The organism is Pseudomonas sp. SDO52101_S400, assembly GCF_054071635.1.
The window spans coordinates 1-25,231 of sequence record NZ_JBSVWF010000064.1 but is presented as its reverse complement, the minus strand read 5'-3'; the positions used below and the strand labels follow the sequence as shown (position 1 = coordinate 25,231).

Here is a 25,231-nt window from a genome sequence, read left to right as displayed (position 1 = left end):
TCCGCTGAAAGGACAACCACACATGACCGCACACGACATCGCCAAAGCCCCGATCATCACCGAGATGCAAGTCATTCCGGTGGCCGGCCACGACGGCATGCTGCTCAACCTGAGCGGTGCCCACGGGCCGTTTTTCACCCGCAATATCGTCATCCTCAAGGACAACGCCGGCCACACCGGCGTCGGTGAAGTGCCCGGCGGCGAACGCATCCGCCAGACCCTCGAAGACGCCCGCAGCCTGGTGGTCGGCAGTCCGATCGGCACTTATCAGAAGATCCTCAACCAGGTGCGCCAGACGTTCGCCGACCGCGATGCCGGCGGCCGCGGCCTGCAGACCTTCGACCTGCGCATCACCATTCACGCGGTCACCGGCCTGGAAGCCGCCCTGCTCGACCTGCTCGGCCAGCACCTCGACGTGCCGGTGGCAGCATTGCTCGGCGAAGGTCAGCAACGCGATGAAGTGAAGATGCTCGGTTATCTGTTCTACGTGGGCGATCGCAGGGAGACCGACCTCGCCTATCGCAGCGAACCGGATGCCGACAACGACTGGTTCCGCGTGCGTCACGAGAAAGCCATGACCGCCGACGCCGTGGTGCGTCTGGCCGAGGCGGCCCATTCGCGCTATGGCTTCAAGGACTTCAAGCTCAAGGGCGGCGTACTCAGCGGCGATGCCGAAATCGAAGCGGTGACCGCACTGGCCGAGCGCTTCCCCGACGCCCGCATTACCCTCGATCCGAACGGTGCATGGTCACTGAAAGAGGCAATTCGCTTGTGCCGTGATCAACATCATGTGCTGGCCTACGCCGAAGACCCGTGCGGTGCGGAAAACGGCTATTCGGGCCGTGAAGTGATGGCCGAATTCCGCCGCGCCACCGGGCTGAAAACCGCCACCAACATGATCGCCACCGACTGGCGCGAAATGGGCCACGCGATTCAGTTGCAGTCGGTGGACATCCCGCTGGCCGACCCACACTTCTGGACGATGCAGGGCTCTGTGAGGGTGGCACAGATGTGTCACGAATGGGGCCTGACTTGGGGCTCGCACTCCAACAACCATTTCGACATTTCCCTGGCGATGTTCACCCACGTCGCGGCGGCCGCGCCGGGCGATATCACCGCCATCGACACCCACTGGATCTGGCAGGACGGCCAGCGCCTGACCAGGGCACCGCTGCAAATCGTCGACGGCTGCGTTCAGGTGCCGAAGAAGCCGGGGCTGGGCGTGGAACTGGACATGGATCAGGTCGCCAAGGCCCACGAACTCTATAAAGGCATGGGGCTGGGTGCGCGGGATGACAGTGTGGCGATGCAGTTTCTGATTCCGGGGTGGACGTTCGATAACAAGAAGCCATGTCTGGTGCGTTAAGCCTGAACAGCCTCCAGCAACCAGTGCTTGAACGCTGCCATCGCCGACGTCTCGGGCCGTGACTGCAGCCGCGTCAGCCAATAGCTGCCGGTGGTGATTTCGATGGCAAAGGGTTGGCGGATCAGGTCCGCCGCCAGTTGCCGGGCAAACATCAACGGCGGCGCCAGAGCCACCCCGCCGCCCTGCAACGCCGCCTCCATCATCGCCAGCGACGAGTCGAACACGATGCTCTGGGGCGGCGCGGCATGGGTCGCCAGCCCCGCCGCGTGAAACCATTCCGGCCACTCATCGGTGCGATAGGAACGCAGCAAACGCTGCTGCAAAAGATCCCCCGGCGCGTGCAACTGCCGGGCGATTTCCGGCACGCACAGCACCGACAACGGCGCCTCCAGCAAACGGGTCGCCTCGATACCGTGCCACGCCCCGGCGCCAAACCGGATCGCGTAATCCAGCCCTTCAGCGGCGACGTCCACCCGATTGTTGTTGGTCGACAGCCGCAAATCTATGAGCGGATGTTTCGCCTGGAAGTCCGCCAGCCTCGGCAACAACCAGCCCACCGCGAAAGTGCCCACCGCGCCGACCGTGAGCATTTCCCGATACTGACCGCCCGCCAGACGCTCGAGCATCTGCGCGATATGATCGAACGACGTAGTCAGCACCGGCAGCAGGGTTTCGCCTTCGCCGGTCAGCATCAGCCCACGGGGCAGGCGTTTGAACAGGATCACGCCGAGTTGCGCCTCCAGGCTTTTGACCTGATGGCTGACGGCGGCTTGAGTCACGCACAGCTCCACGGCGGCGCGAGTGAAGCTCAAATGACGCGCAGAAGCTTCAAAGGCGCGCAATGCATTCAAAGGCAATTGAGGTCGAATCATGCCAAGTCCCAAGTTTTTCTAATGGCTCGTCCGAGTTTTCATCGTTTGTCGATTCACGCCGGAGTGCCTAGATTTGGCGGCGCCGATCAGCAGCCCAATGAAAAAACGCTCGCAGTGTAGCGAGATAACACCATTAGCACTCATGGAGAGTGGATCAATAATGCCTTCAATCCACCTGAACAAACTCAAGTCCTTCAGCGCTTTCGGACTTTTCTTCAGCGCCGCCACCTGCCTGGCCGCCCCGCAAACCGACGATCAGTTGCAGGCGCTGGTCAAGGCCACCGTGACCCCGGTCATGCAGCAACAAGACATCGCGGGTCTGGCCGTCGCCGTGACCATCGATGGCAAGGCGCATTACTTTAACTACGGTGTTGCCGACAAAAGCACCGGGCAAGCGGTGAGTGAAAACACCCTGTTCGAAATCGGCTCGGTAAGCAAAACCTTCACCGCGACTCTCGCCGCCTACGCCCAGGCCAGCGGCAAACTGCAATTCTCCGACAAGGCCAGCCAGCACTGGCCCGAGCTGAAAGGCAGCGCGTTCGACCACATCAGCCTGCTGCAACTGGGCACGTACAGCGCCGGCGGCCTGCCGCTGCAGTTCCCGGATGCCGCAGACTCTGCCGACAAGATGCTCGGCTATTACCAACAGTGGAAACCGACCTATCCGGCCGGCAGCCATCGCCTGTATTCCAACCCGAGCATCGGCCTGTTCGGCTACCTGGCCGCAAAAAGCCTCGGCCAACCGTTCAATCAGGTGATGAGCGAAACCCTGCTGCCGAAGCTCGGACTCAAGCACACCTTCCTGTCAGTGCCGCCCTCTGAAGAGAAGCTCTACGCCCAAGGCTATGACAAGAACAACCAACCAGTACGAGTCAGCCCCGGCGCACTGGATTCCGAAGCCTACGGCGTGAAAACCAGCGCCGCCGACCTGCTGCAATACGTCGAGGCCAACCTCGACACCGCCAGACTCGAAACGCCCCTGCAAAAAGCCATCGCCCTCACCCACACCGGCTACTACACCGTCGGCGACATGACCCAGGGCCTGGGCTGGGAACGCTACACCTACCCGATCAGCCTCGACCGCCTGCTGGACGGCAACTCGACACCAATGGCCATGGAACCGCACAAGGTCAAATGGCTGAATCCGCCACAGCCTGAACCGGCGAACGTGCTGCTGAACAAGACCGGCTCCACCGCTGGCTACGGCGCCTACGTCGCGTTCGTGCCGTCAAAGAAAGTCGGGATCGTGATTCTGGCGAATCGTAACTACCCGAATGGAGAGCGGGTGAAGATTGCGCACAAGATTCTCGGGGAATTGACCCGGTAATCACGCCATAAAAAACGGGCGACCTGAGAAGGTCGCCCGTTTTTGTTTGGGAGGTTGAAAACTACGCCTGTAGCTTCCAGCCCAGTACATCCATCAGATCGCAACTGTCGCGCAAAGGGATTGCCAGCACTCGGGCGAAGTCCTGCAGCAGCATGGCGTCGTGGCCGATGCCGTCGCTCAAAGAGAGTGTTTCCAACAACTGCGTCACGCTGCGCAAGCGGTAGGCGGCGGTGCCGTGGAGTACGTCTACCGGGGCTTCGCGGTCGATCAGGAGACAGGGGATCTGGCAGTCGATGCCGGTGATGGGGATGTAGCGGGGTTTGGGGTTGGCGATGTGTTCGGGGGAATCTGGGTTCGCGGGAGTTTCCGGCCTGTTTGGATCTGTTTTTTTCACGTGTGAATACCTCTGACATTAAGAGAGAAACTGCCGAACTCCCTTCCACGAGAGGGTGGCAGCTTTGCGCAGGTGTGGAAGTCCGGGGTCAGAGAAACCCGGTGCACTTGAGAGTGCTCCTGCGCATAGCTGCCATAAACGACGATGGTGGCATAAAAAATACCAACATGTGGTCACAGGCGCACATACGCTTCCCTGTCATCCCCGGACTTCCACATCCCGACCGCTGATTTTGCAGCGGCCCGATGAGATTATCGGCGTTCGACTCAAGCCACCAGTTCACCAACGCCACCGCGTTTTGAAGGAAATGTCCGATGGATTTGAAGGGTGTTGCCGCGTAAATTTCCGGGCACATTCAGCAATGATTTTCAAAGGTGATCGGCTGAAAGAGGTGCATCTAAACTGCACCGCATTGCCGGGTTATCGCGGATGAAATGATGTTCGCCGAACACCTGACCGACTGATACACAGAGGAAGATTAATGAAGATCGAAAGCCTCAAACTCACGAATGTAGGTCGGTTCAATGACATCACCGTACATTTGGCTCCTCTCGCCGGATCCCATTCCAACGTTACCGTGTTCGTGGGAATCAACGGCGCCGGTAAAACCACCCTGCTGAAAGCTCTCACCACCTGCCTGAGCTGGCTGATAGCAAGAATTCGCACCCAAAAAGGCAATGGCAGCCATATCGCAGAGGAAGACATTCGCAACGGAACCCCGGCTGCCATCGTCTCGATCGCGGTAGCAGAACCTGCACATCCGCGAGTCAATCCCGAGTCTGATCCCGATGAAGAAGACGATGTATTCGTATGGGGTATGTCACACAGCAAGCAGGAAGGAAAAACGGCTCTGAGCAGCTCCTTGGAAGACGCAAATCTGCTCGCCGATCACTATCGCTCCCTGCTGACAGCCGATGACAACGCCTCACTCCCCCTGATCGCCTACTATCCGGTGGAGCGATCGGTTCTCGAAATCCCGCTGAAAATCAAAAGCGTACAAACCTTCGATCAACTGGCGGGCTACGACGACTCACTGAAACACAGCACCGACTTTCGTGGTTTCTTTGAATGGTTTCGAGAGCGCGAAGACAGCGAAAACGAGTCTGGTATTTCCGATTCCGCATTGAACGAAATAGCTCAAAAACTGGGTGCTGAGAGCGAAGCCTGGAAAACGTTATCCGAGCTCAAAGCTTCGTCCCGTGACTCCCAACTGACGGCCGTCCGCTGCGCCATCGCGGCCTTCATGCCGGGCTTCACCAACCTGCGAATACAACGACAACCTCGCCTGCACATGACGATCGACAAGGACGGCGTCACTTTCAATGTCGCCCAATTGTCGCAAGGCGAAAAATCGATGTTGGCGCTGGTCGGCGACATAGCCCGCCGACTGGCCATGATGAACCCGTCACTGGACAATCCACTCCACGGCGAAGGCATCGTCCTCATCGATGAAGTGGACCTTCATCTGCATTCGGAATGGCAGCTCAACCTTATCCAGCAATTGAGCAAAACATTTCCGAACTGCCAATTCGTGCTGACAACCCAGTCTCCCTTGGTCGTTAGCGAAGCAAAAGACGCACTGGTTTACGTGCTGAATGACGACGAGCTATACGAGCGCAATAGCCTTTGAAAACTCGATGCCAGCCAGATGCGGATCAAAACCATATGAGCCGGCATCGCAGAACAGTGTTGGAATGTCATCCGTGATCGCCTGCGGTCATCTTCAGATCAAAACACCGTGGGCAAAAAAATGGCGAACGCTTGATAACGTTCGCCATCTTTATTCAGAGCCTGCCGCAATCAATCATCCGGCATTTCCGGCGGCTTGGCCGGTTTGGTTGGCTTCGCCGGTTTTGTCCCTTTCGCGCCCTTGGCCGGCGCCGGTTCTGCAGCAGCCGGGGCGGTGACCACGGTGGAAGTAGTTTCTTTCTCGGCAGCTGGCAGTGCATCGATGGTGTCGAAGATTTTCTTCAGGTCGACCGCCGCCGCTTCATCCCCCGAAGCCGACAGTTTGGTCTCTCCATCCTTGCCCACCAGGAAAACTTTCGGATACGCCCCGGCACCCAGCTTCAGCGAACGCAACAGCGCCATGGTTTGCTGCTGCTCGAGACTTTTGCCATCGACCTGACCGCTCATGCTCAGGATGGTGTAAACCTTGATCTTGCGGTCGGCGATACCTTGTTTGTTGGCCGGGTCGTCCAGCGCTTTTTTCAGGCTGACCCAATAAGAATCGACCGTACTGGAAGCGATCACGATCACCGGGCGGTTAATGCCCTTGTCGACGTCCAAAGGGGAATCGCCGTCGGCGGCGAACAGGGGGCCGGCAATCGCCAGCAAGAGTGTCAGGGTCAGTGACCTGATGAGCATGCGCATCTCCTTTTGATATCCACGCTCTAATGATTGCGCATCATGGCGATTGTTCCGGGGTTACCCGGCAAATATGTTTCGCCTTGTTCAAAGCGTAGGTCAGCAACGATTTTGCGCAACCGGATGCACGCGATCATGTCGCGCATTTGATTACCTTTTATGACCGCATTAGGGTGGCTGTTCAACCTGCGAAATGGAGTTCAACGCGCATGCACATCGACTACCTGTGCGATCACCCCGAAATGATTGAAGAACTGGCCGAGCTCAACTTCAAGGAATGGGGCCAGTACAAGCCCGTAGACACCCTCGCCAGCCGCACCGAACGTATGCGCGCCGCCTGCGGTAAAGGTGCGATTCCCAGCGTGGTGGTGGCGATCGAAGACGGAAAACTGCTCGGCGGTGCGCTGCTGATCGACAGAGATATGGATGCCCGCCCGCAACTGACGCCGTGGCTGGCCGGGGTCTACGTGAAGGCCGAACAGCGTGGCCGCGGCATCGCCTCGCAACTGGTCAACCGCATCGTCGAGGAAGCCGCCGCGCTGGGCGTGCCGCAGTTGTACCTGTACACCGATGCGGCGCAGTCGCTGTATGCGCGGCTGGGTTGGGAGGTAGTGGAAGAGATGGAGTATGACGGGTTGCCGGTGACAGTGATGAAGCACTCGCTCGGCCAATAAGCACTTAGCTCAGCGCCAAATCGAGCGCCGCTTCCAGCCCCGTTGGATCGACGCATCGGCCGTCAAGCCGAAGCATTCCGTCATCAAGGCTGACGCTCAGGGTCACCGCTGGTTTGTCGCCCGGATATTTGCGCAACAGTAGATCGATACCGCCAGCGGTTTCATTAGTAGTGGAAATCAGGTCCCACTGGCTGTCACTCAAGTCCAGCAGCGTCTGCTGGCGCTGCCGATCAACCACCAGCGGCGCGTAGAGCCAGTGGCTCATGCGCATTTCCCGGGGCTCGACCGTGATGGTGAGTCGGCCATTGCAATGCAGTGTGGTTTCACTCATGGCTACCTGCCGATCAGAACGCCAGCTTGTAACCGATCAGCACCAGCATCGTCGCCAGGCACGGGCGCAGCAGTTCATCGGAGACGCGGCCGGTCAGGTGGCTGCCGAGCCAGATGCCCGGCAGCGAGCCGACCAGCAGAAAGCCCAGCACGCCCCAGTCCATGTTGCCCATGCTCGCGTGGCCGAGGCCGGCGACCAGGGTCAGCGGTACGGCGTGGGCGATTTCGGTGCCGACCAGGCGGCGGGTCGGCAGCAGCGGATAGAGAATGAACAACGCGACAGTGCCGAGGGCACCGGCGCCGATGGAGGTCAGGGCGACCATCGTGCCGAGGATCAGACCGGTGATCACGGTCATGACATTCAGGCGCGCGCCGCTGGGGTTGTAGTTGCCGCCGGCACGTTTATGGGCGAATTCCAGCAGGCGCTTCTTGAACAGAATCGCCAGCGCCGTGGCGAACAACACAAAGCCCAAGGCCTGCTTGATGATTGCGTTCATCGCATCCGGCGCGGTGTGCAGGGTGCTGAGGAACCACAAGGTCATCGCCACCGCCGGGACACTGCCCAGGGTCAGCCAGCCGGTGATGGCCCAGTCGATGTTCTTGTTCTTCCTGTGTACCAGCACGCCGCTGGATTTGGTGATGGCGGCGTACAACAGGTCCGTGCCCACCGCCGTGGCCGGATTGATGCCGAACCACAGCAGGATCGGCGTCATCAACGAACCGCCGCCGACACCGGTCATGCCGACGATGAACCCCACGACCAGCCCGGCAATCACCAGGCCGAAATTTGCCAATTCCATGAAGACATCCAGAAGACGACAGGAAAAATCTGGCCCGCAGCATAGCGATTTTTCTTATAACCACCTATATCGATCCGATCTATCGTTATGCCATTTCACTGCACCGGCAAAAAATTCAAAAACAGCAGGCTCTGGGCGTAGTTCAAACCAATGCGCCGGTAGCGCTCGTCAAGCATCTGGGTCAGCAGATCAAGTCGCGCCACGACTTTGCCGAACTCCGTGGCGAAACTCAGGTTGCTGCCCTCCTCGGAAATCTCGTTGGAGAACAGCAGTGGCTGGCCTTCCTTGTTCTGCCGCTGGGCGAGGATCCACGTGGCTTTTTCGATGTTGCGCGCAGCGTTGTTGACGAAGGTCGGGTTGATCGCATCGGTCATGTAGAACTCGGTGCGGTTGCCGTGGGCGGTGACGAGCATGCTGCCGATGGCATAGATGAACGCGCCGACCCGATCGCCGAGAAACTCCGGGCTCATGGCGTAGCTCAGTGCCGCCAGATCTTTCTTGCCGCCCAGCGTCGGCAGCGGTTGTTGCTGTTCGATGGCCAGCCGCACCTGCTTGACCGCCGTGCGAATGTCGAGGAAACCGGACTTGCGCAGCTCGTCCGGGTTGCGCAGGTACAGCTTGCCCATCAAGCGATAAAGGCTGTCGAGGTTGTCGCGCATCGCCAGGGTGGCCATGCGGTCGACGCTGGTCTGGAGAAATTCCTGAGGCCTGCCCTCGCGCATCTGGCTGATGAAATTGTTGCCGTCCTGATGGCTGCAACCACCGAGCAACAGCGTCGACAGGCAGGCCAGCAACAGGCACGGGCGATGAATGAATGCAGCGATTAGGCGAAAAACTCTCGGCATGAATTCTTTGAAGGACACATTCCTGTGCGGCGGGAGTCACCGCAACCTGGCCATGGATAGAGCCGGGGATTTCGCAAAAGTGCGGTGCCGAGGTGGATTCCCGACCTTCGGTGCTGGTTGCCATTCAATTTAGTCGGACTTTATTTTTGCAATAAACGTTTAATCCGCTATAAATTTCCATTCACACGATAATTAGCATGACTATTTAACGATTTTCAAAACAACAACAAAATGGAAGGTCAACCCATGCTTCAATCCCGACACTCACTCTGCGGCCTCGGACTGTCCCTGATGATCGCCACCCTCTCCGCCCAGGCCGCCGGCCTGTCCAGCGAACACAAAGCGTTCGGCAAAACCAATGACGGTACACCCGTCGAGCAATACATCCTACGCAACAGCCACGGCATGCAGGCCACGGTCATCACCTACGGCGCTACCTTGCAGGCGCTGAAGGTGCCGGACAAACACGGCAAGCTCGACGACATTGTCCTCGGCTTCGACGATGTGCAGGGTTATCAGAAAGGCACCGCGTACTTCGGCGCAACCATCGGCCGGTTCGGCAATCGCCTGGCCGATGGCGCCTTCGAACTCGACGGCAAACGCTACCAAGTGCCGCAGAACGACAAGACCAATGCCTTGCACGGCGGCACTCAGGGCTTCGACAAAAAGGTCTGGAAAGCGACGGAAACCAAGGATAAGGACTCGGTCGGCGTGACCCTGACGTATCTGTCGGCGGATGGCGAAATGGGGTTCCCCGGCAACCTCACCACCGAAGTGACCTACCGCCTCACCGACAGCAACGAACTGCGCATCGACTACAAGGCCAGCACCGATAAACCGACAGTGCTCAACCTGACCAACCACAGCTACTTCAACCTCGCCGGTGCCGGCAACGGCGACATCCTCAAGCAAATCGCCGCCCTGCATGCCAGCCATTACACCCCGGTCACCGCCAAACTGATCCCGACCGGCGAACTGGCGCCCGTGGCCGGCACGCCGATGGACTTCACCAAACCCACCGCCATCGGCCAGCACATCAAGGCCGATCACCCGCAACTGAAATTCGCCGAACCAAAACACGGCGGCTTCGATTTCAACTGGGCGCTGGACACCAAGGGTGACGTCAGAAAACTCGCCGCCGAAGTCAGCGACCCGCAATCCGGTCGTCACTTGCAGCTGTACACCAACGAACCGGGCGTGCAGTTCTATACCAGCAACTTCCTCGACGGCACGGTCAAGGGCAAGGGTGGCAAGGTCTATCCGCACTGGGGCGCGTTTACCCTGGAGACCCAGCACTATCCGGACTCGCCGAACCAGCCGAACTTCCCGAGCACCCGGCTGGATCCGGGACAGACCTACACCCAGAGCGTGGTGTTGAAGTTTTCTGCGAAGTGAAAGCAAAAGATCGCAGACTGTGGCAGCGCCTACAGGGGAAAATTAATCCTGATGTAGGGATGCTGCGGGCTGCGATCTTTTTGCTTTTTGAATCCCTGGGCTAGCCGGCTGCCCACTCAAAACCGTATCAGCACCAACAGACAGACGAACTCTTTACACTCAACAAGTCCGGGGGACAGGAATCACTCGCTCCACTCACCAGCCTTGCGCCCGAATATCAGGGTTTCCATGGCCTGAATGAAGTCACGTCCCTGCATCCAAAGTGCGTCATGGATAAGGCTCAAGACGTAGCAACGACCGCGCTCGTCCATCAACAGCGCGCCGTGGCCGTGCTGGACTTCGGCGATGCTCACCAAGGTACTGCCCAGGCGTTGCTGCCACTCAAGGAACTCTTCGCTCCCATGCAGATGTTCAAAGGTGCCGAACTCGACATCACTGGTAGCGCATTCCTCACCTGCGCCGCAGGTGCCCACCCGCAGCCCGGCGAGTTGCTCGAGCAAGGCCGCGGCCGGGTGCTCAGGTGGGATGAAACCCGGTAGTGGTTCGCTGTTGGTAGTGGGCCAGCCTGCGGCAAGAAACAGTAGACGCAGGCTTTCGGGAAGTTCGATCAGCGGGGGCATGTTCAGCATCCGGTCACAATCAGTGTTGGTAACAACGTGCGTTTTAAAAAGACGCCCGTCTGGCTATTTCAGCGTTTCGGCCCTCTTGAGTTCGACTCTCCATCAAGAGCTGCTTTTGTGGCTAGCTGTTCGAACGCCCGACTGAAATCGCCAATCCTGTTGATCATCTCGAAAAACCACTCAAAAGACTCCTGCACAAAATCTTCATCGGAAACTCTGTCAGGATACATGACGCAAAATAAGGCTCTTATGGCAGCGTCCTCGTTATCTTCAATGTCGACATCGCGCCCCTTCGTCTCCAGAAAATCCCAACATTTGACCCTGGCAGCATTCAACTCTTTTTCATTTTCTCCCCCCTCAAACCAGTATCTGTGCGCAACTGTAAACGCGCCGTTGACTACAGGGGACACTTCTTCGTCCTGAAGAACCATACCAACGCCCGCGAACATAAACTTCATTATGTTCCGAGTTGCATCGGCTTCAGCTTTACCTTTACTCAACAGATCTGAAAAATTAACAATTTGCTCATGACTAATCATGGTGAACTCCAAGTGTCTCGAAATCATTAACTCCACGACTCTCTTGATTCGTCACCTTCAGCCCCTCAGCTTACCAATGTCAAATATCATTTAAATTCAAAGTATTCAATCATCATCTTAATAGGCGTTTTCATGTCCACTTTCAAAAAACCCAACACTTCAAAAAACCACGAAAGATTATCTCCCATTACAGAAATATCATCTTCATCATTTGACAGCAGGCAAATAGCTAGTCTCGCCAGCAACACTTCCCTATCTTGCAAGTTTCGTATTGCTCCGTCCTCATCGATTTTGTCCCACCAAACAGAAGCTTCGACCTTACAGCTTTCGATTGGGATCCTCCCGTCCACATAGTCTTTAGCAAGAAGCAGAGGATCATTCTCACAGTCAGAAAATGTAATATCCAATGCATCCAAAACCTTTATCAAAAATCCAACCTGCTGCTTAAGCGCCTCGGAACTGTCAGCCGGCCGAACAATCGCGCCAACATTATATCTCTTAAAATCAATTTGACTCATACGAAGCCGACCTTAAATTCACCACTCTTTTGGCTAGAGAAAACTTACCGTCGTCAAAGTTGACAACTTTACGACTAATTCTCATGCTTATACAACTTTCACCAAACAACTATTCAGTGCAATGAAGTCCACATTCGCTTCATGGTCGAAGTCCTTGACCACATCTTGAAGGTGCATATGTTCAAGGCCATTCGCTGACATTTCATATGACGCATTAATTAGAAAAACACCAAGCTCTCTAATCGTTTGTGGATCCGCATGAATCGAAACCTCATCAAGCTGGATACTTTCACCACTCCCGATATCGGTTCCGTGCACAGTGAATTTAGTTAATTTTTCCATAGATTTAATCCTGATCCCGAAGGCAGTCCTTTTCTTTCCGCGAGAGCTCAGAAACGCTACCCCTCGCACTATCACTCTGAGCCCCTTCCCTTGCTAACTAAAATTTCAGTCTTCCTTGTCTTGAAGTGACCGTGAGCATGAACCTCTGGATTCGTATTTTTCACAGAGTATTCAGCCCTTAAATATAGTCTCCTGCTCCGTTGCTCGAACAGTTGAGAATCTTTACTGACGGAGTAGCCCATATTCGTAATCCAGCCACCCCTTTTCCTCACCATCGGCCAATTTTTCTATCATTTCATCAAGGGGAACGTCAGCCGGAATATTCACAGAAAAGAAGCATTTGCTCATTCCTTCCCACGTGCATCCAATGTAGACCAATGAACCCAAGACAGCCGATACGTGTGCTTTTCCCGCATCCAAAAAAACGATCTTAATTGTGCTGTTACTACTGCTCGTGATAACCCGTTCAAAATAATGCTCACCGTCGGTACCGGGCTTAACTAGCACCTCGTCATCAAGACAAGCATCCTTCGAGTAGAACGGAATGTTCCTCACAATAAATGCACCGGAACCCAATCGCTCTGCCCAGACACTTTCGCTAGAGACAGGTGGATAGTCATCCGTTACCGCCAATCTAAAAAAAACCTTTTCCATTTAAGATCCTTGATGCATGTCGTCGCATCGTAATCCATTAGTTGATGTTCGTTAAGGCGAAATGCTAAAAAATGACCGCTATCATAGGCCAAGCACCGGACCCGAAGATCATCTGAATGCGCGCTGAAAACTACCAAAAATACTTCTGTAGAATTTTAACCAGACGAAGATAAGCACTTGGCTTATCACCGGCCTCGACTTCTACTTTCATAACACTCTGACTGACTGATTCCAAGGAATCTTTAACTGCATTTTTGGCTATAGCCCCAAACAGCTCACTCCCAACAAAATCACACTCAAATGTCGAAACCATATAAGCGTTTCGCGCTCCCCACTGATCAAAACGCACGACCAGCCGATCATCAAAGATGACAGCTCCCTCACGTCTGTCGTCCGAGAAAAAGAAACTCAACTGTAAATCGTCTAAGTTTTGTCGGCTTACAGCCATGAGTAGCTTTTTCAGAAGCGCTGTAAGCCTCACTCCGTCGCCTACAGAAAGGCCTGCCCCAAGGCTCACTTCACCGCTGAAATAATACTTAAATACAATTATCACTTTACGATTATGATATGGCACATCGTATGCCTTTTCATAAAAATGAAAATCTGATGCATCACCCACTAGTTCGTAGCTATTTCCCACAAGTTCTGATCTGGAAAAGCTGTCCATACCCATTTTTTGGGGGTGAAGATCTCGCGCTCCCCCCATGAAAGAATCAAATAACTCGTAAAACGTCGTAGAAATCATAAAATCTTTGCTCAATACGCCGCTACTGGCAACGTCCTTGATGTCAATGGCATTCAACAGGACGATAGCAATCCGGGTTCACGTTTACCATCAATACGCTTTAGCACCATCAAAAAACTATCAAGTCAGAAGCTTTCTCAACCGCTACCCACTCCGCTGCGTCACCTGCAAACAAGCGAAACTCATCAAAAAAGAACTCTAAATCATCTGAGAAAACATCAAACGCACCAAATCCATATTCACCTGAGATCTTGGCGACCGCCACATAATGACACGCGGCGATCAAGAACTCATATACTTCTTTATCCATTGGCAGTTCGCCATCAAAAAGAAACTTAGTCAGGATTGTTGGGACAGGCCTTTCGGCCTCTCGATGCCTTGATAAAACTTTGTATTTTTTATAATTTTTTTCATACTCCCCATGAGCACTCACTGCCTTCTCGAACTGTTTATCTTTATCTCTAAAGATAAACAGCGGCATATAACCCAACGTCCTACTCGATGGCGGCTGCAGCCTCCCATCAATATCAATAAAATAACAACTGGAAATCAGAGCATTGATCGCGACACGCCCCTGGGGAGCTCTATCAAATCCAACAGCGCCTTCTCTATCAACAGAACTCACCAACGCAAAGTCATCATTTTTTTTGGCAGGAATTTTGTTGACACGCTGACTGGAGGACTTTTTAAAATCACCAAACCGCTCTCTCCAATATAAAATCCTGTAATTCTCCACGTTATATCCCTCCCCGACATGTGAACACTTTCTTCTCTACCTTTTTGTTCTTCGCATGAATACGGGGAGAGTTGTGATCTTTAAAAACAGCAAAGACTCTTACGACATCCTCACCGCAAGCCGGGTCATAAAACCTACTCTCATAAAAATCAAAAGCCTCTTCTAATCCGCAGTTAGAAAAATGTCTTTTAACTTCTTTAATCTCCTGAGACGCAAGTCCGCTACGGCTTTCTCTTATCTTTTCCAAAAAACCTACCGAGGCTGGTTTTGGATAAATAAATATATTAGGCACGAGAACACCCTGCTCCTCACCCCCTTCAAAATCTGTAAAAGTAATTGCAAAAAAAACATCATTGTCTCTTGACGCACCCAACAATCTCAAAGTACTCAAAAGAAACGCAGCAAACCCAGTTAGAAAATCAGAAACCCCGTCGCTGCTCATCTCCTCTTCCAAGCATTTTAAGCGGCTATATCTGGATACAAGCGGAATCTCTTCAAAATTCTCATAGCTCGCAAAGAAAACATCCATATCATTATACGGCTCCTTGCTAATTATTTTATTGTAAAGATCTCTAAATTTCATTTTAAACGTCATTAAAGGTGACATGCATTAAAGGTGACAAATTTATAAAATTCAAAAAAATGCAAAATGCCCGCCATTATTCCAGCGAGGGATTCTCTTGGCCTACTCGTTTCGCCAGCTGGAAATTCTTTTAGAGTCTTTTTTTTGCGGCCTCGGCGATCATTTCATTTTCATCTTCAGCAAGTAGAATCAGTAAATCTTCTGGCACTTTCGGGTTGCATGCAATTCTATGCCTAACCACTACAGACTTATCAGTTGCCAGTCTCTCGAAAGTGCTGCTATTGATACGCCTCTTCATTGCAACATCCCAGCGAACATCAACGTCGTCGCTTAGTGAGAGCCTCTCAAGCACATCAGTAGAAATCGATCCATTCGCAACAACCAGCCGTGAAAGCTCAGGGTACTTCGAGACAACCTCTAGCCATACTTCCTCTGTCGCAGCCTCATTTATCCTTGCATTCTCTATCTCATTTTTGCTTTCCGCATAACACTTAAAATCGTCAGCACTGTTAATCATCAGCTCCAACCTCAAGACTTTCGGCACGTCATGTTTTTCATTGGTATTACTTTACCTGGCGGACCTTTGTATTTCTCTGTCATACCCCCCATAAACGTCTGGATCATGCTTACGCACTAGGTCCGTACCTTGCTGTGCAATTACCCCATTATTCTAAAATATCGAAGTGCGTCTTCTCAGCTGACGACCGCAAGCAACTCCCACTCCCGAAAGCTATTGAGTGCTGATCCAAGTGGAAATTTTTTTCTTTATTTCTTCCAGCAGGGCCAGATTGCCAATTATAACTAGCTCACACCCTGCTTCCTTATCACGATATGAACAAAGCTCATGAACATTCTCAGCTAATACAACTCTGTGGACCTGTCCATTGACTTCATTTTTCGCCGAGAAAATTGGATTACCGTCCATAAACGGCAAGCCATTTGAAAAATAAGTATTGTAATAAGGCACTTTAAATTCTTCTACAGCAACTTGACTCGCCTGAACCTTAAATCAAAAATAATCATAAAAACTACGCTCCAACTCGAGATAGTAATTTTTATTATCCGGATGATCATTGAACATTTTTTTACTCCACAGAAACTTTTCCAGTTATCACTTCAATATCAACACGTTCACTTTTTGTGTCTTTTACCATGAACGTCTGACTGATGTGCGCATCTGGTACCACGCCAATGCATCGAACGGTGCTGCCGTAATCTTGTGATTTAACAACGGATTTTCATCAAGATTGTAGTTGCTACCGTAATCTGGCTGATCAAAGAGATTAATGGGGCATGCCGAACCACCTGAGCGACCGGAAGAAAGGTGCGGGGCTCGAAAATGTAGTGAACTGCGCGCCCTGACACGCTATCGGTTTGCACCAGATTGCTTTCCCAGACAATTTTTTCCATTCCAACCATATGGCCTGAAGCCGGGGAGTCTGGTAGGCACAGACTCCGCTTAAACAACTTTTAAAAACGTAGCCAGCCCCAGATGGATTTGTATTTTCAATGCCGACTAGCTCTTTAAAATTGCTGATATGTTTTTACACAGCATTCAAAAACTTTCTCGCCGCAAGTCTCACTGTAATCAATAGAGATTTGCGTGGAAAGGTCAGTACTAATCAATCTAATCTCGTCGCTTGTGGCTTCGTCAAAATCGAAACTCGCGCATAGAGAAGCACCGCTTTCGACCATGTATGCCCCGCAGCACTTCCAATCTTCATCTATCAGCAAGTAGCATTTTCGATCCTCGATTACCGACAGGACAAAATTAAACGCTTCAGTAGATAATGAACACTCTTTGCGCACGCAAGAAGTTTCGTGCATCGTCATCAGCTCTGCAATTATTTTATCTGTTTCCGCCAAACTTAAAAGCAGTAACTCATCAAAAGACAGTTTTAAAAGAGACTCTATCTTTTCTTGATATTGGCCAAGCACTCTTTTCCCCTGAGACTTTCTAAAAAGAAATTCTCTTCTATAAGGATCTATATTCATTTGCAGCACCCTTCTCTGTAAAAAGACTTCTCTTTACCGTTGCGCAACTGAGGACGACCATGCTTACTCATTCTTAATTTCAAAGGGGGCAGAGTACTTTTTACTCCACTTTCATAGATCAATCGAGCGTCATAATTAGCGCGACTGTTGAGCGACTGATCTTCCAGGTAGAGGTCTCCAGGCTGTTGCACGCGAACGCATACACCGCTGCCCTCTATTTCCTTCATCACTTCGCTGGTTGAAGTGGTGTCGTCGAACACCAGCTTGCATTCATAACTCATTGCAAAAATAAATCCGTCCCAATTATTGGAACCAAGCAGGCATTGAGCTCATCCATTGAGAAACCTCAAAAGATCTGCAAGTACTGAGGCCTCTGAACGCTCCAAAGCTTTCCTGATATCGTCACAACCGCCTTTTGCAGACACCACCTTGCCCTTCAATATTTCCCCTTCAGGAGTACATATATCCAGACTCACAACAAAAATACTGCCCTCTACTTGCTCACCTTCAAAAACAAGCTCAACTTCCTCAAAAAAAACCGTAACATATACAGAGAACTTGTCACCCGCATAATCGTAATGACCACAATTCCTACTTAATACAGCGCCCTGTTCTCTCGATGCCTGTCTATAAATCCTGTCTAAAAAACCCTGAAGGAGATCGACGCATTTTAGTTTTTCAGTCATCACTTCAGCCTTCTGCGGCCTATCACAAAAGTGACAGATTTATATAGTGCAAAATCATACAAAAATACCCCCCATTATCCATTAATCACAACTGAGGAATATCAATGTGTTTCTTGCGAAGAATTGAAGTTATTTTTCTATGAGTTTGACCGGCAGCTCGCTTGGAGCTCCATAGACATCTACTATTCCGACTTCAACCGCGCTATCCACAATATGACAAAAGTCGTCAATATCTTGAGATGGAATCGATTGGCTAAGGTCTTGGGGCATATCATCCCCCCTTCCATTGAGTGGCAATAGTGCACCCTTTCTCTCCCACTCAGCCAAGTCACGACCTTCAGGAAAACTATTAAGGTGGGCTATCAACTCATCGACTGCCACGTGCTGAATAGATTTTGCTACGCAATAAGCATGTAATAGCTTTGATGCGTAGAGTTGTAAATCTCTCGGAGAAAGATTGAAAAGCTTGCTTGAAAGCTCTGACATCATGATTTTCCTCCGCACCCACCGACAACATTCAAGTTAAATTCCTTCACCAACCTTCAAGGGGAGGCAGACTACTTTTACTCGCTGGGCAGGGAAGCGTACTCAGAAGGCCTGCTTGCTGGTGGGAGCATGGTTAAGGATCTCACACGTAAAATACGCGACATTGAAGTATGCCTAATCGAAATTCAGAGACTTAGCTGATCACGGCCCCTTTCGGGCCACTGGCAATCAGCGCCGCCCCACAGGCGGTTTTCATACCGTCCAGCGCGATGGGTGTGCCGTCCACGGTGTAAGTGCTGCTGCCCTCGGCAATCGGGAAAATCCCCTTGCACAGGGGGCAACTGACCTTGTGACCAACCCCGGCAATCGGCTTGCCGTTGAGGTCGGTCCGGGAGAACGCTTCGAGGACCTTGCCACCGTGAGTGGTGGAGTCGCCCAAGCGAATGGCGTCTTTCATGTTGTCACTCCTTTGACCATGGCCTGTCTATTTGCACTGACGCACGATGCAGACCTTCAACCGCTCTTCAAACATTGCCCTTGATGCGAAATGCTTCCTTGAGCGGCACCTTTTTATCGTCATCACCATCTTCAAGACATCTATAGTCGCTGCCGCCCAACGCCGAGAGCATGGTTTGGTAAAGGCTCAATGACTTGAAATTGACCTGAAGCCACAGAGCGCTCTCACTTTCATAGATCAATCGAGCGTCATAATCAGCGCTGCTGTTGAGAGACTGATCTTTCAGGTAGAGGTCACCAGGCTGTTGCACGCGAACGCATGCGCCGCTGCCCCCTACTTTTTTCATTACTTTGCTGGCTGATGTGGTGTCGTCGAACACCAGCTTGCATTCATAACTCATTGCAAAAAATAAATCCGTTCCAATTTTTGGTCATACCTCAAACATACGCCTTCTCGCAAAAGGGTTTTTTATTGTGAAATTTCGTGTTAACGGTGTTGGAGTCCAATTGGAGTCGGTTCGAACCAAAGTGTTTGCGAGCTCTGAAAACTCCGTTATCTGTTCCGGATGGCCTGAGATTAGTATTGCTCGAGTATCAGAGAGATCTTCACCTAGCATGACGACAGTACACTTTTTTGAAAATAGCATTGCCGTTATTTTATGAAATAACTCTAATGAGGAGGCCTCAGAGAAATCTGTTCCTGAGGCTCTATACATCTCAGAGATTACACCGAGGATTTCTTTTTTATCACTTTCATTCAGCTCTATCTCTGATAAAAATATTAATGCATTCCACCCTTTGTATGTGGCAGTCAAAAGGGTTTTTATTTCTTCGCTGCTAGAGAGGGCAGAGAGGTCACAGAAATAATGTTTCCCCTCAATATCCAAGTCTAATTCCAAGTGTCTTCTTTTGTTCGCTGCGGCCAAGCCAAGCTTCCCAAACGCTCTTTTATGCTGGCCTAGTTTCTTCGCGATACTGCTACTGGAATCGAGCTCGGCAGCAAGCACCGCATATATACTATGCCGAAAAAAAATGGGAGCCAAGCAATCAAAAATCAATCCATAATCATAGCCTGTAGCCAGATACCATATCGAGTCGCATGAGTTATCAAAGCGAAATCCTGCAGATTTCGAAGCAAGAACGGACCCGGCATCAACTACAGCTTTCATTGTGGGCATCCTTTAGACTTTTCATTAAAGGAGAAAGATTTATATAGTGCAGTCGTTGCAGACCTTGAATACGGCTTGCAAAATCTCGGAGTACGTCCGCAATTTCTAATGCCTCCGATTCGGACAACTCAACAGGATCGTTCTGCACTATTGTTGCCTTGATCTAAATGGACGCACCTTGCTCGATCCAAATATGAACAGCCCCATCGCTTGTTTCAAAGTGCTCTTGCGCCGATCTACTTGACATACATATCAATATCATCAAGAGCATCTTGGGCTCTACCGGATAAAGTGTCGTCTGTGAGTCTGCTACGTAAAATTGGGACAACCAACGACCTATCAATATCTGAGTGGATGCGTGCAACATGCCCTATGCAAGTTATAGCCAACCCCTTGATGTCGTCATTCCCTGCACCCTCTATTGCTTCAATGCATTTGGCCTGAATCCACTCTGGATCGTTTATGTTGAAACATAGATAAAGAAGGGCATCTATCACCACGTCACTATCATTAGATCGCAACATGATTTCAAGCTCTTTTTTGCTGTGTTCTTTGCTCATGGCTATCACCTTTTAATTTTTCCCTTACCAGTTACCATGCCGGCTTTTTTGAGTGCTGACTGTTGATCATTGTGCAAGTCACACCAACAGCGGACGTGGCCATGAAATTCCTCATCTCCATTCGGATAGGTTCTGGTCTTATCCATGACAACAAGTTCGTTATTGTTCGCATCAACACCGACCCGTCTTGGAGATGTTTCTTTCACTTGGACAGAGTTGTTCAGCGCAATTTGGCCCTCTGTTGGAGCACGGCTTTTTACTGCATTATCTGAGGTGCCGTGATAAGGAGCATCTTTGTATATTCGAGCCAATCCCAGTGGGTCGACCCACCCCATCGGATTCGGGACATATTGGTAAAGGTTCAGCCCACCATCGTAGCTGATCGGGTCCTTACTGATAAATCGCCCAACCTGTGGATCATAGTACCGATAGCGGTTGTAGTGCAGGCCAGTCTCATGATCGTGGTACTGCCCCTGGAAGCGGATCGGGTTCGTCACGCCATGCTGCCGCGCCCATTCCGAACGCTGTTCCGTCACCTGCCCCCACGCCTTGTACTGCGCGGTCCAGGCCAGGTTGCCTTGTGAATCCGTCAGTTCCTGCGGTGTTCCCAGGTGATCACACTGATACCAGGCCAACGCATCAAACGGTAATGCCGTTGCCTTGTGATTCCACACTGGGTCTTCATCAAGGCTGTATTCACCGCTGTAATCCGGCAGCCCCATCAGCTTGATCGGCGCATGCCGTACAGCCTGTGCAACGGGTACAAAAGTGCCCGGCTCGAAAACATAGTGCACCGTGCGTCCCGGCTCGCCATCGCCCTGCGCCAGACTGCTTTCCCACGCGAGGTTGTCGCCATCCCAACCGTAAAGCGTAAAACCGCAGCCCAGTTCACGCTGTTTGCGGGCGTGCTCGTTTCTGTTCCAAAGGGAACCGGCTTCCGGGCGCTGTTTGTAGTGCGCGCGGGAGTTTTTGTGCAGGCGGCGCCCCAGTGCGTCGTAAGCGAATTCAACGGACAGGCGCGGATCTTCGAAATGCACCAGTCGATCAAACAGGTCCCAACGCATATCGCTGCGTTGGCCGTTGTGCCAGCGCTGGATCTGATTACCGCGTTCGTCGTAGTCGTAGTGGGTGCCGGCGTATTCGCGCAGCAGGTTGTCGACCAGTTTGCTGCGCGGTGGCGTCAGATCCAGTGGACGACGGATTTCGGCAGTCTTGTCATCCAGCAGGTTACCGGCCGGGTCGAAGGTGAACGTTTCAACGCCTTGACGCGTCACGGCGCTGAGCAGTCGGCCGACGGGATCGTAACGATAGGCGAGCGGGCCGCGACGACTGTCGTTGATGTCAGTCAGTTGGCCGGCAGCGTCATATTTGTATTCGCGCTTGAGCAGAGTGCTTTTGTCATCGCTGCGCCCCAGCAGTTGCTCCTGCAAGCGTCCGGCCGGGTCCCAGCTTTGGGTTTGCAGCAGGTGATTGCCCTGATGGCGGGCGATTTCGCGGTGCAGGTCGTCGCGTTCGTAACCGATCAGCTCATGCTCGTCCAGGCGCATACCCAGCAGGTGGCCGCTGCCGTAAGTGAGCCAACTGACGCGGTGGCCGTCGGGGCGAACGGTAGCAACTCGTTGGTTGAGCACGTCGTACTCGTGCTGCCAGATCGCGACGGTGGGCTTTTCCAGTCCGAGGTAATGTTGGTGCTCGCGCAGCAGATTGCCGGCCGGGTCGTGGAACCATTGCAGACGGCTGTCGGCGTTGTCGGCCAGCACCATGTTGCCGTTGCCATCGTAGGCAAAGGTTTCGCTTTGCGATTGGTCACCCAGGGTGGCGCGACGCTCGGTCAAGCGGCCCATCGGGTCGAAGCTCACCGAGATGATGCGTTTGCCATTGATCGATTGGGCAAGGCGACCCGTTTGAGCATCGTATTGATAGCGCGTGGTGTGGCCGTCGAAGCCTCTTTCCTCCAGCAGGCGTCCGACCGGGTCGTAGTGGAAGTGGGCGCGTTGTTCGTTTTCGTTTTCCAGGGCCGTTAGCCGTCCGAGACGGTCCCAGCGATAGCGCAGGGTTTGCTCGGCGGCATCGACACGTTCGGCGATCAAACCGGCCGCGCTATAGCTCCAGGTGGTGCAGCGATCGAGACCGTCGACATGCGTCAACAGCCGGCCTTCAGCGTCGCGTTCAAAGCGCTCTTCAGTCTTGTCCGGGTGCTTGATCAGCACCAGTTGGCCAGCCTTGTATTCGTATTCGGTGGCGTTCCCGGCAGCATCGGTGAAGCAAATCATCTGCCCCAGTTCGTTGTATTCCCAGGCGCTGGTCTTGCCTGAGCAGTCGACGTACTCGACCAGTTGCCCGGCGTCGTTGTAGTCCAACGTCTTTTCGTTGCCGTTGGCGTCCTTGATCGCGGTGGGCTGACCGGATTTGTTGTAGGCGTATTCGGTTTTGTTGCCCAGCGGATCGAGCGCTTCGACCAGGTTGCCTTGGTCGTCATAGGCGCGTTGCCACTGACCACCCTCGGCATCACTGATTTTGATCAGCATGTCTTGGTCGTCGTAGGCGTAATGCATCACCGTGTGATCGGCGCGGATGTGTTCGAGCAGGTTGCTGCGTTCATCGTAGCTGTAGCGATCGGTGCTGCCATCGGCATTCACGCGGCGCACGATGTTCTTGGCCTCGTCGCGGAAGAACCATTCCGAACGCTCATCCGCGTAACGGATGCGGTAGGTGTAGCCAAGGATGTCGTAGTAGTGCCAGGTCTCGTTGCCAAGGGCGTCGGTGACGTAGGTCAAACGGATGTTTTCGTCCCACTCCAGGCGCGAGTCGAAGCTGCCGTCGTCCGCCCATTCGCGGATGGCTTTGGCCTTGGCGCTTGAACCGTCCCACTGCAGGTTCATGCCGCGCCCGGTGCGGTCGGTGTAGCGGGTGATCAGGTGATGCTGGAACTGATACGACCAGGCTGCGCCGTTCTCGTCTTGCGCCTGAATCAGATCGCCATAGGCGTCGTATTGGTAGGCGCAGAGCTGTCGCTGCGGTTCGCCGTCAACGATTTGCCAGAGACCGATAAACCGGCCGTGATCGTCGATCATCGTGCCGAGGTGCAGGTGGACTTTGGTGATGTCGTTTTCCTGATAGGTGATCAGGTCCGAGAGCACCGATTGTTCGCCGTGCCGATGCTCGTAATGCAGCATGATCCCGGCGCCGTTGCGCAGTGAGATGTTGGTCAGTACATAGCGCTGGCCACGGCGGACGTAGGTTTCCTTGCGTTCGAAACCACGGCACAGCAATAGCTGATCTTCGCTGGCACGAACGAGGGTGATGTTTTCGATGGCGTCGTAATGAAACAGACCGACTTTGGGCAGCGGATAGCTGTGGTCACGGCCGTCGGCGCCGTAGAAGGTCAGGCCATCGTCCACGCAGTCGAAACGCGTGGTGAACTCGCTGATCCAACGGGCACCGAGTTCGCTCTGATCGTAGGCGTCGAGGCGTGAGTTGTAAGTTCGGGTCCACTCGATCGGGAAGGGGCCGGGCAGGCTGAAATCGGTATGGCTGAAGCTTTCCGAACCCAAGGCGAAATTGATGCTGAAGTCCGTGGCACATTCACAGGGGCCTTTCTTCGGGTTGGGCGCGCCTTTAGCCGGCGCCTGTTGGCCGTGGGCGGCCAACTGCCCATCCGACGCTGTGCGCTTGGCCTGACCGGTTTTGTCCGGGTGGACAGCGGCGTTCTGGCCATGGGCATTGCGCTTGCGCCACAACGTCACGGCGCTGGAAAGGATCAGCAGTAACCAGCCGATGGAATTCTGAACGGACTCGTCGTCCAGCTTGCTCAACTGGGTGCGCAGCTCCGGGCCCATCGCCCGCAGTTTTTTGGTTTCGTCGGAAACGGTTTTTTTGAGGTCATCAGGGACGAGATTTTGAGCCACGCTGTTGGCCAGGCCTTTGCCTGCTGACTTCAGCGCACTGTTGGCCGCTCCAAAAATATTGCTGAAAGACGCCAGCGGATCATTCTTGAATTGGTCGGCCGCAGCGCTTGCCTGGGCGCTGGCTGCATTCAGATCACCCTTGGCATCCAGATTGCCAAACGCCACCGCTTCGATGCCTTTGGCAATTTCGTTAACGACTTCTTCGCCCAGCTTGCCAGCGTCCGCCAAGATACCGGGCAACTTGCCTTTGGCCTGTTCAACAAAATCATCCAGCGTGCCGATAATCGAGGCATTCAGGTGACCGACCAGCACCTCGATCACGGAAGTGCTGAGCAACAACTTGCTGCTGGCCCTCATCTCCTGGCGCACCAGAAACAGTGTCGGGCGCAGGGTCATGCGCGCCGCTGCCATCGCCGGTGGTAAAGGCAATACGCCGATCAGGTTGATGCCAAGGCTGGCCCACGCGAGCAAGTCGCGCTGCTTGGCGTTCGACAGGGTGACGATGTCACCCAGCGCATCGACCAGCGCCATGATGTTGCCCACCACGGGTAAGGCGCCGGCTACGTTCTTGATCCGATCTAGGGTGACCACGCCGCCACTGGCCGATTGCAGCCAGGCATCGAAAGTCGCCGCACCGCTGGCGACGTCCTGAATGTCGATGGCATTCAGGGGAACAATGGCAACTTGAGGTTCACGTTTTACAACAGCATTTTCAGTGGTCATGACAGCATCTCACCCGCCAGCAGGCCCGGGGTTTTAATAGAGTTTTTTGGCAGGGCTGGAGCGGGAAGCGTTGGCAACTTGCCGCTCTTGCTCGCCGCCCCGAGAATCCCCGACGCACTCGGCATCGCCGCACTCGCCAGT

At 53.3% G+C, this 25,231-nt stretch carries 30 protein-coding genes; 5 read left to right on the top strand and 25 right to left on the bottom strand.

Annotation, left to right across the window (positions count from 1 at the left end):
• Positions 1–22 precede the first annotated feature (22 nt).
• On the top strand, positions 23–1,366 hold the full coding sequence (gene gudD / locus ACW9HX_RS24915) for a glucarate dehydratase (protein ID WP_457382622.1): 1,344 nt from the start codon (positions 23–25) through the stop codon (positions 1,364–1,366).
• On the opposite strand, the gene ACW9HX_RS24910 is transcribed toward gudD, so the two are convergent.
• The gene (locus tag ACW9HX_RS24910) at positions 1,363–2,238 is read right to left on the bottom strand and encodes a LysR family transcriptional regulator (RefSeq protein WP_457382621.1); all 876 of its coding nucleotides are present in this window, start codon (positions 2,236–2,238) and stop codon (positions 1,363–1,365) included. The two genes, gudD and ACW9HX_RS24910, sit on opposite strands and share 4 nt — an antisense overlap.
• 160 nt (positions 2,239–2,398) lie before the next feature.
• On the opposite strand from ACW9HX_RS24910, the gene ampC reads away from it, so the two are divergent.
• Positions 2,399–3,565 (top strand): class C beta-lactamase, encoded by a 1,167-nt coding sequence (gene ampC / locus ACW9HX_RS24905; protein ID WP_457382620.1) that lies wholly within the window; start codon positions 2,399–2,401, stop codon positions 3,563–3,565.
• Between the two features lie 61 nt (positions 3,566–3,626).
• On the opposite strand, the gene ACW9HX_RS24900 is transcribed toward ampC, so the two are convergent.
• Positions 3,627–3,899, bottom strand: coding sequence for a hypothetical protein (locus ACW9HX_RS24900; protein ID WP_457382628.1), 273 nt, complete (start codon positions 3,897–3,899; stop codon positions 3,627–3,629).
• Between the two features lie 541 nt (positions 3,900–4,440).
• On the opposite strand from ACW9HX_RS24900, the gene ACW9HX_RS24895 reads away from it, so the two are divergent.
• Positions 4,441–5,589 (top strand): AAA family ATPase, encoded by a 1,149-nt coding sequence (locus tag ACW9HX_RS24895; RefSeq protein ID WP_457382619.1) that lies wholly within the window; start codon positions 4,441–4,443, stop codon positions 5,587–5,589.
• Between the two features lie 170 nt (positions 5,590–5,759).
• Here the strand turns inward: ACW9HX_RS24895 and ACW9HX_RS24890 are convergent, their stop codons facing one another.
• Positions 5,760–6,326 carry a DUF4174 domain-containing protein gene (locus ACW9HX_RS24890; RefSeq protein ID WP_127798857.1) on the bottom strand — a complete coding sequence of 189 codons (567 nt, stop codon included), beginning with the start codon at positions 6,324–6,326 and terminating at the stop codon, positions 5,760–5,762.
• Positions 6,327–6,535: 209 nt separating this feature from the next.
• Here ACW9HX_RS24890 and ACW9HX_RS24885 point away from each other — a divergent pair, with 209 nt between their 5' ends.
• Positions 6,536–7,000 (top strand): GNAT family N-acetyltransferase, encoded by a 465-nt coding sequence (locus ACW9HX_RS24885; protein WP_457382618.1) that lies wholly within the window; start codon positions 6,536–6,538, stop codon positions 6,998–7,000.
• Positions 7,001–7,004: 4 nt separating this feature from the next.
• Here the strand turns inward: ACW9HX_RS24885 and ACW9HX_RS24880 are convergent, their stop codons facing one another.
• From ACW9HX_RS24880 to ACW9HX_RS24870, 3 genes are all read right to left on the bottom strand, one after another.
• Entirely contained in the window at positions 7,005–7,331 is a 327-nt protein-coding gene (locus ACW9HX_RS24880; RefSeq protein WP_457382617.1) for a hypothetical protein, read from the bottom strand.
• 13 nt (positions 7,332–7,344) lie between these two features.
• The gene (locus ACW9HX_RS24875; RefSeq protein ID WP_011335062.1) at positions 7,345–8,130 is read right to left on the bottom strand and encodes a sulfite exporter TauE/SafE family protein; all 786 of its coding nucleotides are present in this window, start codon (positions 8,128–8,130) and stop codon (positions 7,345–7,347) included.
• A gap of 95 nt (positions 8,131–8,225) precedes the next feature.
• On the bottom strand, positions 8,226–8,975 hold the full coding sequence (locus tag ACW9HX_RS24870) for a hypothetical protein (RefSeq protein WP_457382616.1): 750 nt from the start codon (positions 8,973–8,975) through the stop codon (positions 8,226–8,228).
• Positions 8,976–9,221: 246 nt separating this feature from the next.
• Between ACW9HX_RS24870 and ACW9HX_RS24865 the strand changes: the two genes are divergently transcribed.
• On the top strand, positions 9,222–10,370 hold the full coding sequence (locus ACW9HX_RS24865; protein WP_457382615.1) for an aldose epimerase family protein: 1,149 nt from the start codon (positions 9,222–9,224) through the stop codon (positions 10,368–10,370).
• A gap of 182 nt (positions 10,371–10,552) precedes the next feature.
• Here the strand turns inward: ACW9HX_RS24865 and ACW9HX_RS24860 are convergent, their stop codons facing one another.
• The 19 genes from ACW9HX_RS24860 to ACW9HX_RS24770 all read right to left on the bottom strand — a co-directional run bounded on the left by ACW9HX_RS24860 (position 10,553) and on the right by ACW9HX_RS24770 (position 25,090).
• Entirely contained in the window at positions 10,553–10,990 is a 438-nt protein-coding gene (locus ACW9HX_RS24860; RefSeq protein ID WP_457382614.1) for an SUKH-3 domain-containing protein, read from the bottom strand.
• Positions 10,991–11,058: 68 nt separating this feature from the next.
• Complete coding sequence (locus ACW9HX_RS24855) at positions 11,059–11,529, bottom strand: hypothetical protein (protein WP_457382613.1); 471 nt, start codon at positions 11,527–11,529, stop codon at positions 11,059–11,061.
• An 86-nt stretch (positions 11,530–11,615) separates the two neighbouring features.
• Positions 11,616–12,047, bottom strand: coding sequence for a hypothetical protein (locus ACW9HX_RS24850; RefSeq protein WP_457382612.1), 432 nt, complete (start codon positions 12,045–12,047; stop codon positions 11,616–11,618).
• A gap of 87 nt (positions 12,048–12,134) precedes the next feature.
• Positions 12,135–12,389, bottom strand: a complete 255-nt coding sequence (locus ACW9HX_RS24845) for an Imm32 family immunity protein (RefSeq protein WP_457382611.1) — start codon at positions 12,387–12,389, stop codon at positions 12,135–12,137.
• A gap of 222 nt (positions 12,390–12,611) precedes the next feature.
• Positions 12,612–13,043: a DUF4265 domain-containing protein gene (locus tag ACW9HX_RS24840; protein WP_457382610.1), complete on the bottom strand. Its 432-nt coding sequence runs from the start codon at positions 13,041–13,043 to the stop codon at positions 12,612–12,614.
• Between the two features lie 130 nt (positions 13,044–13,173).
• A complete protein-coding gene (locus ACW9HX_RS24835) occupies positions 13,174–13,845 on the bottom strand; it encodes a hypothetical protein (RefSeq protein WP_457382609.1) in 672 nt (223 codons plus the stop codon).
• Between the two features lie 52 nt (positions 13,846–13,897).
• Entirely contained in the window at positions 13,898–14,524 is a 627-nt protein-coding gene (locus ACW9HX_RS24830; RefSeq protein WP_457382608.1) for a hypothetical protein, read from the bottom strand.
• Position 14,525: 1 nt separating this feature from the next.
• Positions 14,526–15,107: an Imm15 family immunity protein gene (locus tag ACW9HX_RS24825; protein ID WP_457382607.1), complete on the bottom strand. Its 582-nt coding sequence runs from the start codon at positions 15,105–15,107 to the stop codon at positions 14,526–14,528.
• Positions 15,108–15,237: 130 nt separating this feature from the next.
• On the bottom strand, positions 15,238–15,651 hold the full coding sequence (locus ACW9HX_RS24820) for a hypothetical protein (protein WP_457382606.1): 414 nt from the start codon (positions 15,649–15,651) through the stop codon (positions 15,238–15,240).
• 186 nt (positions 15,652–15,837) lie between these two features.
• Positions 15,838–16,074 (bottom strand): hypothetical protein, encoded by a 237-nt coding sequence (locus ACW9HX_RS24815; RefSeq protein ID WP_457382605.1) that lies wholly within the window; start codon positions 16,072–16,074, stop codon positions 15,838–15,840.
• Positions 16,075–16,631: 557 nt separating this feature from the next.
• Complete coding sequence (locus ACW9HX_RS24810; protein ID WP_457382604.1) at positions 16,632–17,102, bottom strand: hypothetical protein; 471 nt, start codon at positions 17,100–17,102, stop codon at positions 16,632–16,634.
• Positions 17,099–17,383: a hypothetical protein gene (locus ACW9HX_RS24805; protein ID WP_457382603.1), complete on the bottom strand. Its 285-nt coding sequence runs from the start codon at positions 17,381–17,383 to the stop codon at positions 17,099–17,101. Before ACW9HX_RS24805 ends, ACW9HX_RS24810 begins: the two co-directional genes overlap by 4 nt.
• Positions 17,384–17,431: 48 nt before the next feature.
• Positions 17,432–17,788 (bottom strand): hypothetical protein, encoded by a 357-nt coding sequence (locus ACW9HX_RS24800; RefSeq protein WP_457382602.1) that lies wholly within the window; start codon positions 17,786–17,788, stop codon positions 17,432–17,434.
• Positions 17,789–17,917: 129 nt separating this feature from the next.
• Positions 17,918–18,277 (bottom strand): hypothetical protein, encoded by a 360-nt coding sequence (locus ACW9HX_RS24795; protein ID WP_457382601.1) that lies wholly within the window; start codon positions 18,275–18,277, stop codon positions 17,918–17,920.
• A gap of 190 nt (positions 18,278–18,467) precedes the next feature.
• Complete coding sequence (locus tag ACW9HX_RS24790; RefSeq protein WP_109784877.1) at positions 18,468–18,731, bottom strand: PAAR domain-containing protein; 264 nt, start codon at positions 18,729–18,731, stop codon at positions 18,468–18,470.
• A 67-nt stretch (positions 18,732–18,798) separates the two neighbouring features.
• Positions 18,799–19,131: a hypothetical protein gene (locus ACW9HX_RS24785; RefSeq protein ID WP_457382600.1), complete on the bottom strand. Its 333-nt coding sequence runs from the start codon at positions 19,129–19,131 to the stop codon at positions 18,799–18,801.
• Between the two features lie 30 nt (positions 19,132–19,161).
• A complete protein-coding gene (locus ACW9HX_RS24780; protein ID WP_457382599.1) occupies positions 19,162–19,899 on the bottom strand; it encodes a hypothetical protein in 738 nt (245 codons plus the stop codon).
• A gap of 236 nt (positions 19,900–20,135) precedes the next feature.
• Positions 20,136–20,459, bottom strand: coding sequence for a hypothetical protein (locus ACW9HX_RS24775; RefSeq protein ID WP_207864016.1), 324 nt, complete (start codon positions 20,457–20,459; stop codon positions 20,136–20,138).
• Positions 20,460–20,464: 5 nt separating this feature from the next.
• Positions 20,465–25,090 carry an RHS repeat-associated core domain-containing protein gene (locus tag ACW9HX_RS24770; RefSeq protein WP_457382598.1) on the bottom strand — a complete coding sequence of 1,542 codons (4,626 nt, stop codon included), beginning with the start codon at positions 25,088–25,090 and terminating at the stop codon, positions 20,465–20,467.
• Positions 25,091–25,231: the final 141 nt, after the last annotated feature.

Coding starts and splice junctions, on each gene's coding strand:
- gudD (WP_457382622.1), top strand. CDS start 23: ATGACCGCACACGACATCGCCAAAGCCCCGATCATCACCGAGATGCAA.
- ACW9HX_RS24910 (WP_457382621.1), bottom strand. CDS start 2,238: ATGATTCGACCTCAATTGCCTTTGAATGCATTGCGCGCCTTTGAAGCT.
- ampC (WP_457382620.1), top strand. CDS start 2,399: ATGCCTTCAATCCACCTGAACAAACTCAAGTCCTTCAGCGCTTTCGGA.
- ACW9HX_RS24895 (WP_457382619.1), top strand. CDS start 4,441: ATGAAGATCGAAAGCCTCAAACTCACGAATGTAGGTCGGTTCAATGAC.
- ACW9HX_RS24890 (WP_127798857.1), bottom strand. CDS start 6,326: ATGCTCATCAGGTCACTGACCCTGACACTCTTGCTGGCGATTGCCGGC.
- ACW9HX_RS24885 (WP_457382618.1), top strand. CDS start 6,536: ATGCACATCGACTACCTGTGCGATCACCCCGAAATGATTGAAGAACTG.
- ACW9HX_RS24880 (WP_457382617.1), bottom strand. CDS start 7,331: ATGAGTGAAACCACACTGCATTGCAATGGCCGACTCACCATCACGGTC.
- ACW9HX_RS24875 (WP_011335062.1), bottom strand. CDS start 8,130: ATGGAATTGGCAAATTTCGGCCTGGTGATTGCCGGGCTGGTCGTGGGG.
- ACW9HX_RS24870 (WP_457382616.1), bottom strand. CDS start 8,975: ATGCCGAGAGTTTTTCGCCTAATCGCTGCATTCATTCATCGCCCGTGC.
- ACW9HX_RS24865 (WP_457382615.1), top strand. CDS start 9,222: ATGCTTCAATCCCGACACTCACTCTGCGGCCTCGGACTGTCCCTGATG.
- ACW9HX_RS24860 (WP_457382614.1), bottom strand. CDS start 10,990: ATGCCCCCGCTGATCGAACTTCCCGAAAGCCTGCGTCTACTGTTTCTT.
- ACW9HX_RS24855 (WP_457382613.1), bottom strand. CDS start 11,529: ATGATTAGTCATGAGCAAATTGTTAATTTTTCAGATCTGTTGAGTAAA.
- ACW9HX_RS24850 (WP_457382612.1), bottom strand. CDS start 12,047: ATGAGTCAAATTGATTTTAAGAGATATAATGTTGGCGCGATTGTTCGG.
- ACW9HX_RS24845 (WP_457382611.1), bottom strand. CDS start 12,389: ATGGAAAAATTAACTAAATTCACTGTGCACGGAACCGATATCGGGAGT.
- ACW9HX_RS24840 (WP_457382610.1), bottom strand. CDS start 13,043: ATGGAAAAGGTTTTTTTTAGATTGGCGGTAACGGATGACTATCCACCT.
- ACW9HX_RS24825 (WP_457382607.1), bottom strand. CDS start 15,107: ATGAAATTTAGAGATCTTTACAATAAAATAATTAGCAAGGAGCCGTAT.
- ACW9HX_RS24810 (WP_457382604.1), bottom strand. CDS start 17,102: ATGAATATAGATCCTTATAGAAGAGAATTTCTTTTTAGAAAGTCTCAG.
- ACW9HX_RS24805 (WP_457382603.1), bottom strand. CDS start 17,383: ATGAGTTATGAATGCAAGCTGGTGTTCGACGACACCACTTCAACCAGC.
- ACW9HX_RS24800 (WP_457382602.1), bottom strand. CDS start 17,788: ATGACTGAAAAACTAAAATGCGTCGATCTCCTTCAGGGTTTTTTAGAC.
- ACW9HX_RS24795 (WP_457382601.1), bottom strand. CDS start 18,277: ATGATGTCAGAGCTTTCAAGCAAGCTTTTCAATCTTTCTCCGAGAGAT.
- ACW9HX_RS24790 (WP_109784877.1), bottom strand. CDS start 18,731: ATGAAAGACGCCATTCGCTTGGGCGACTCCACCACTCACGGTGGCAAG.
- ACW9HX_RS24785 (WP_457382600.1), bottom strand. CDS start 19,131: ATGAGTTATGAATGCAAGCTGGTGTTCGACGACACCACATCAGCCAGC.
- ACW9HX_RS24780 (WP_457382599.1), bottom strand. CDS start 19,899: ATGAAAGCTGTAGTTGATGCCGGGTCCGTTCTTGCTTCGAAATCTGCA.
- ACW9HX_RS24775 (WP_207864016.1), bottom strand. CDS start 20,459: ATGAGCAAAGAACACAGCAAAAAAGAGCTTGAAATCATGTTGCGATCT.
- ACW9HX_RS24770 (WP_457382598.1), bottom strand. CDS start 25,090: ATGACCACTGAAAATGCTGTTGTAAAACGTGAACCTCAAGTTGCCATT.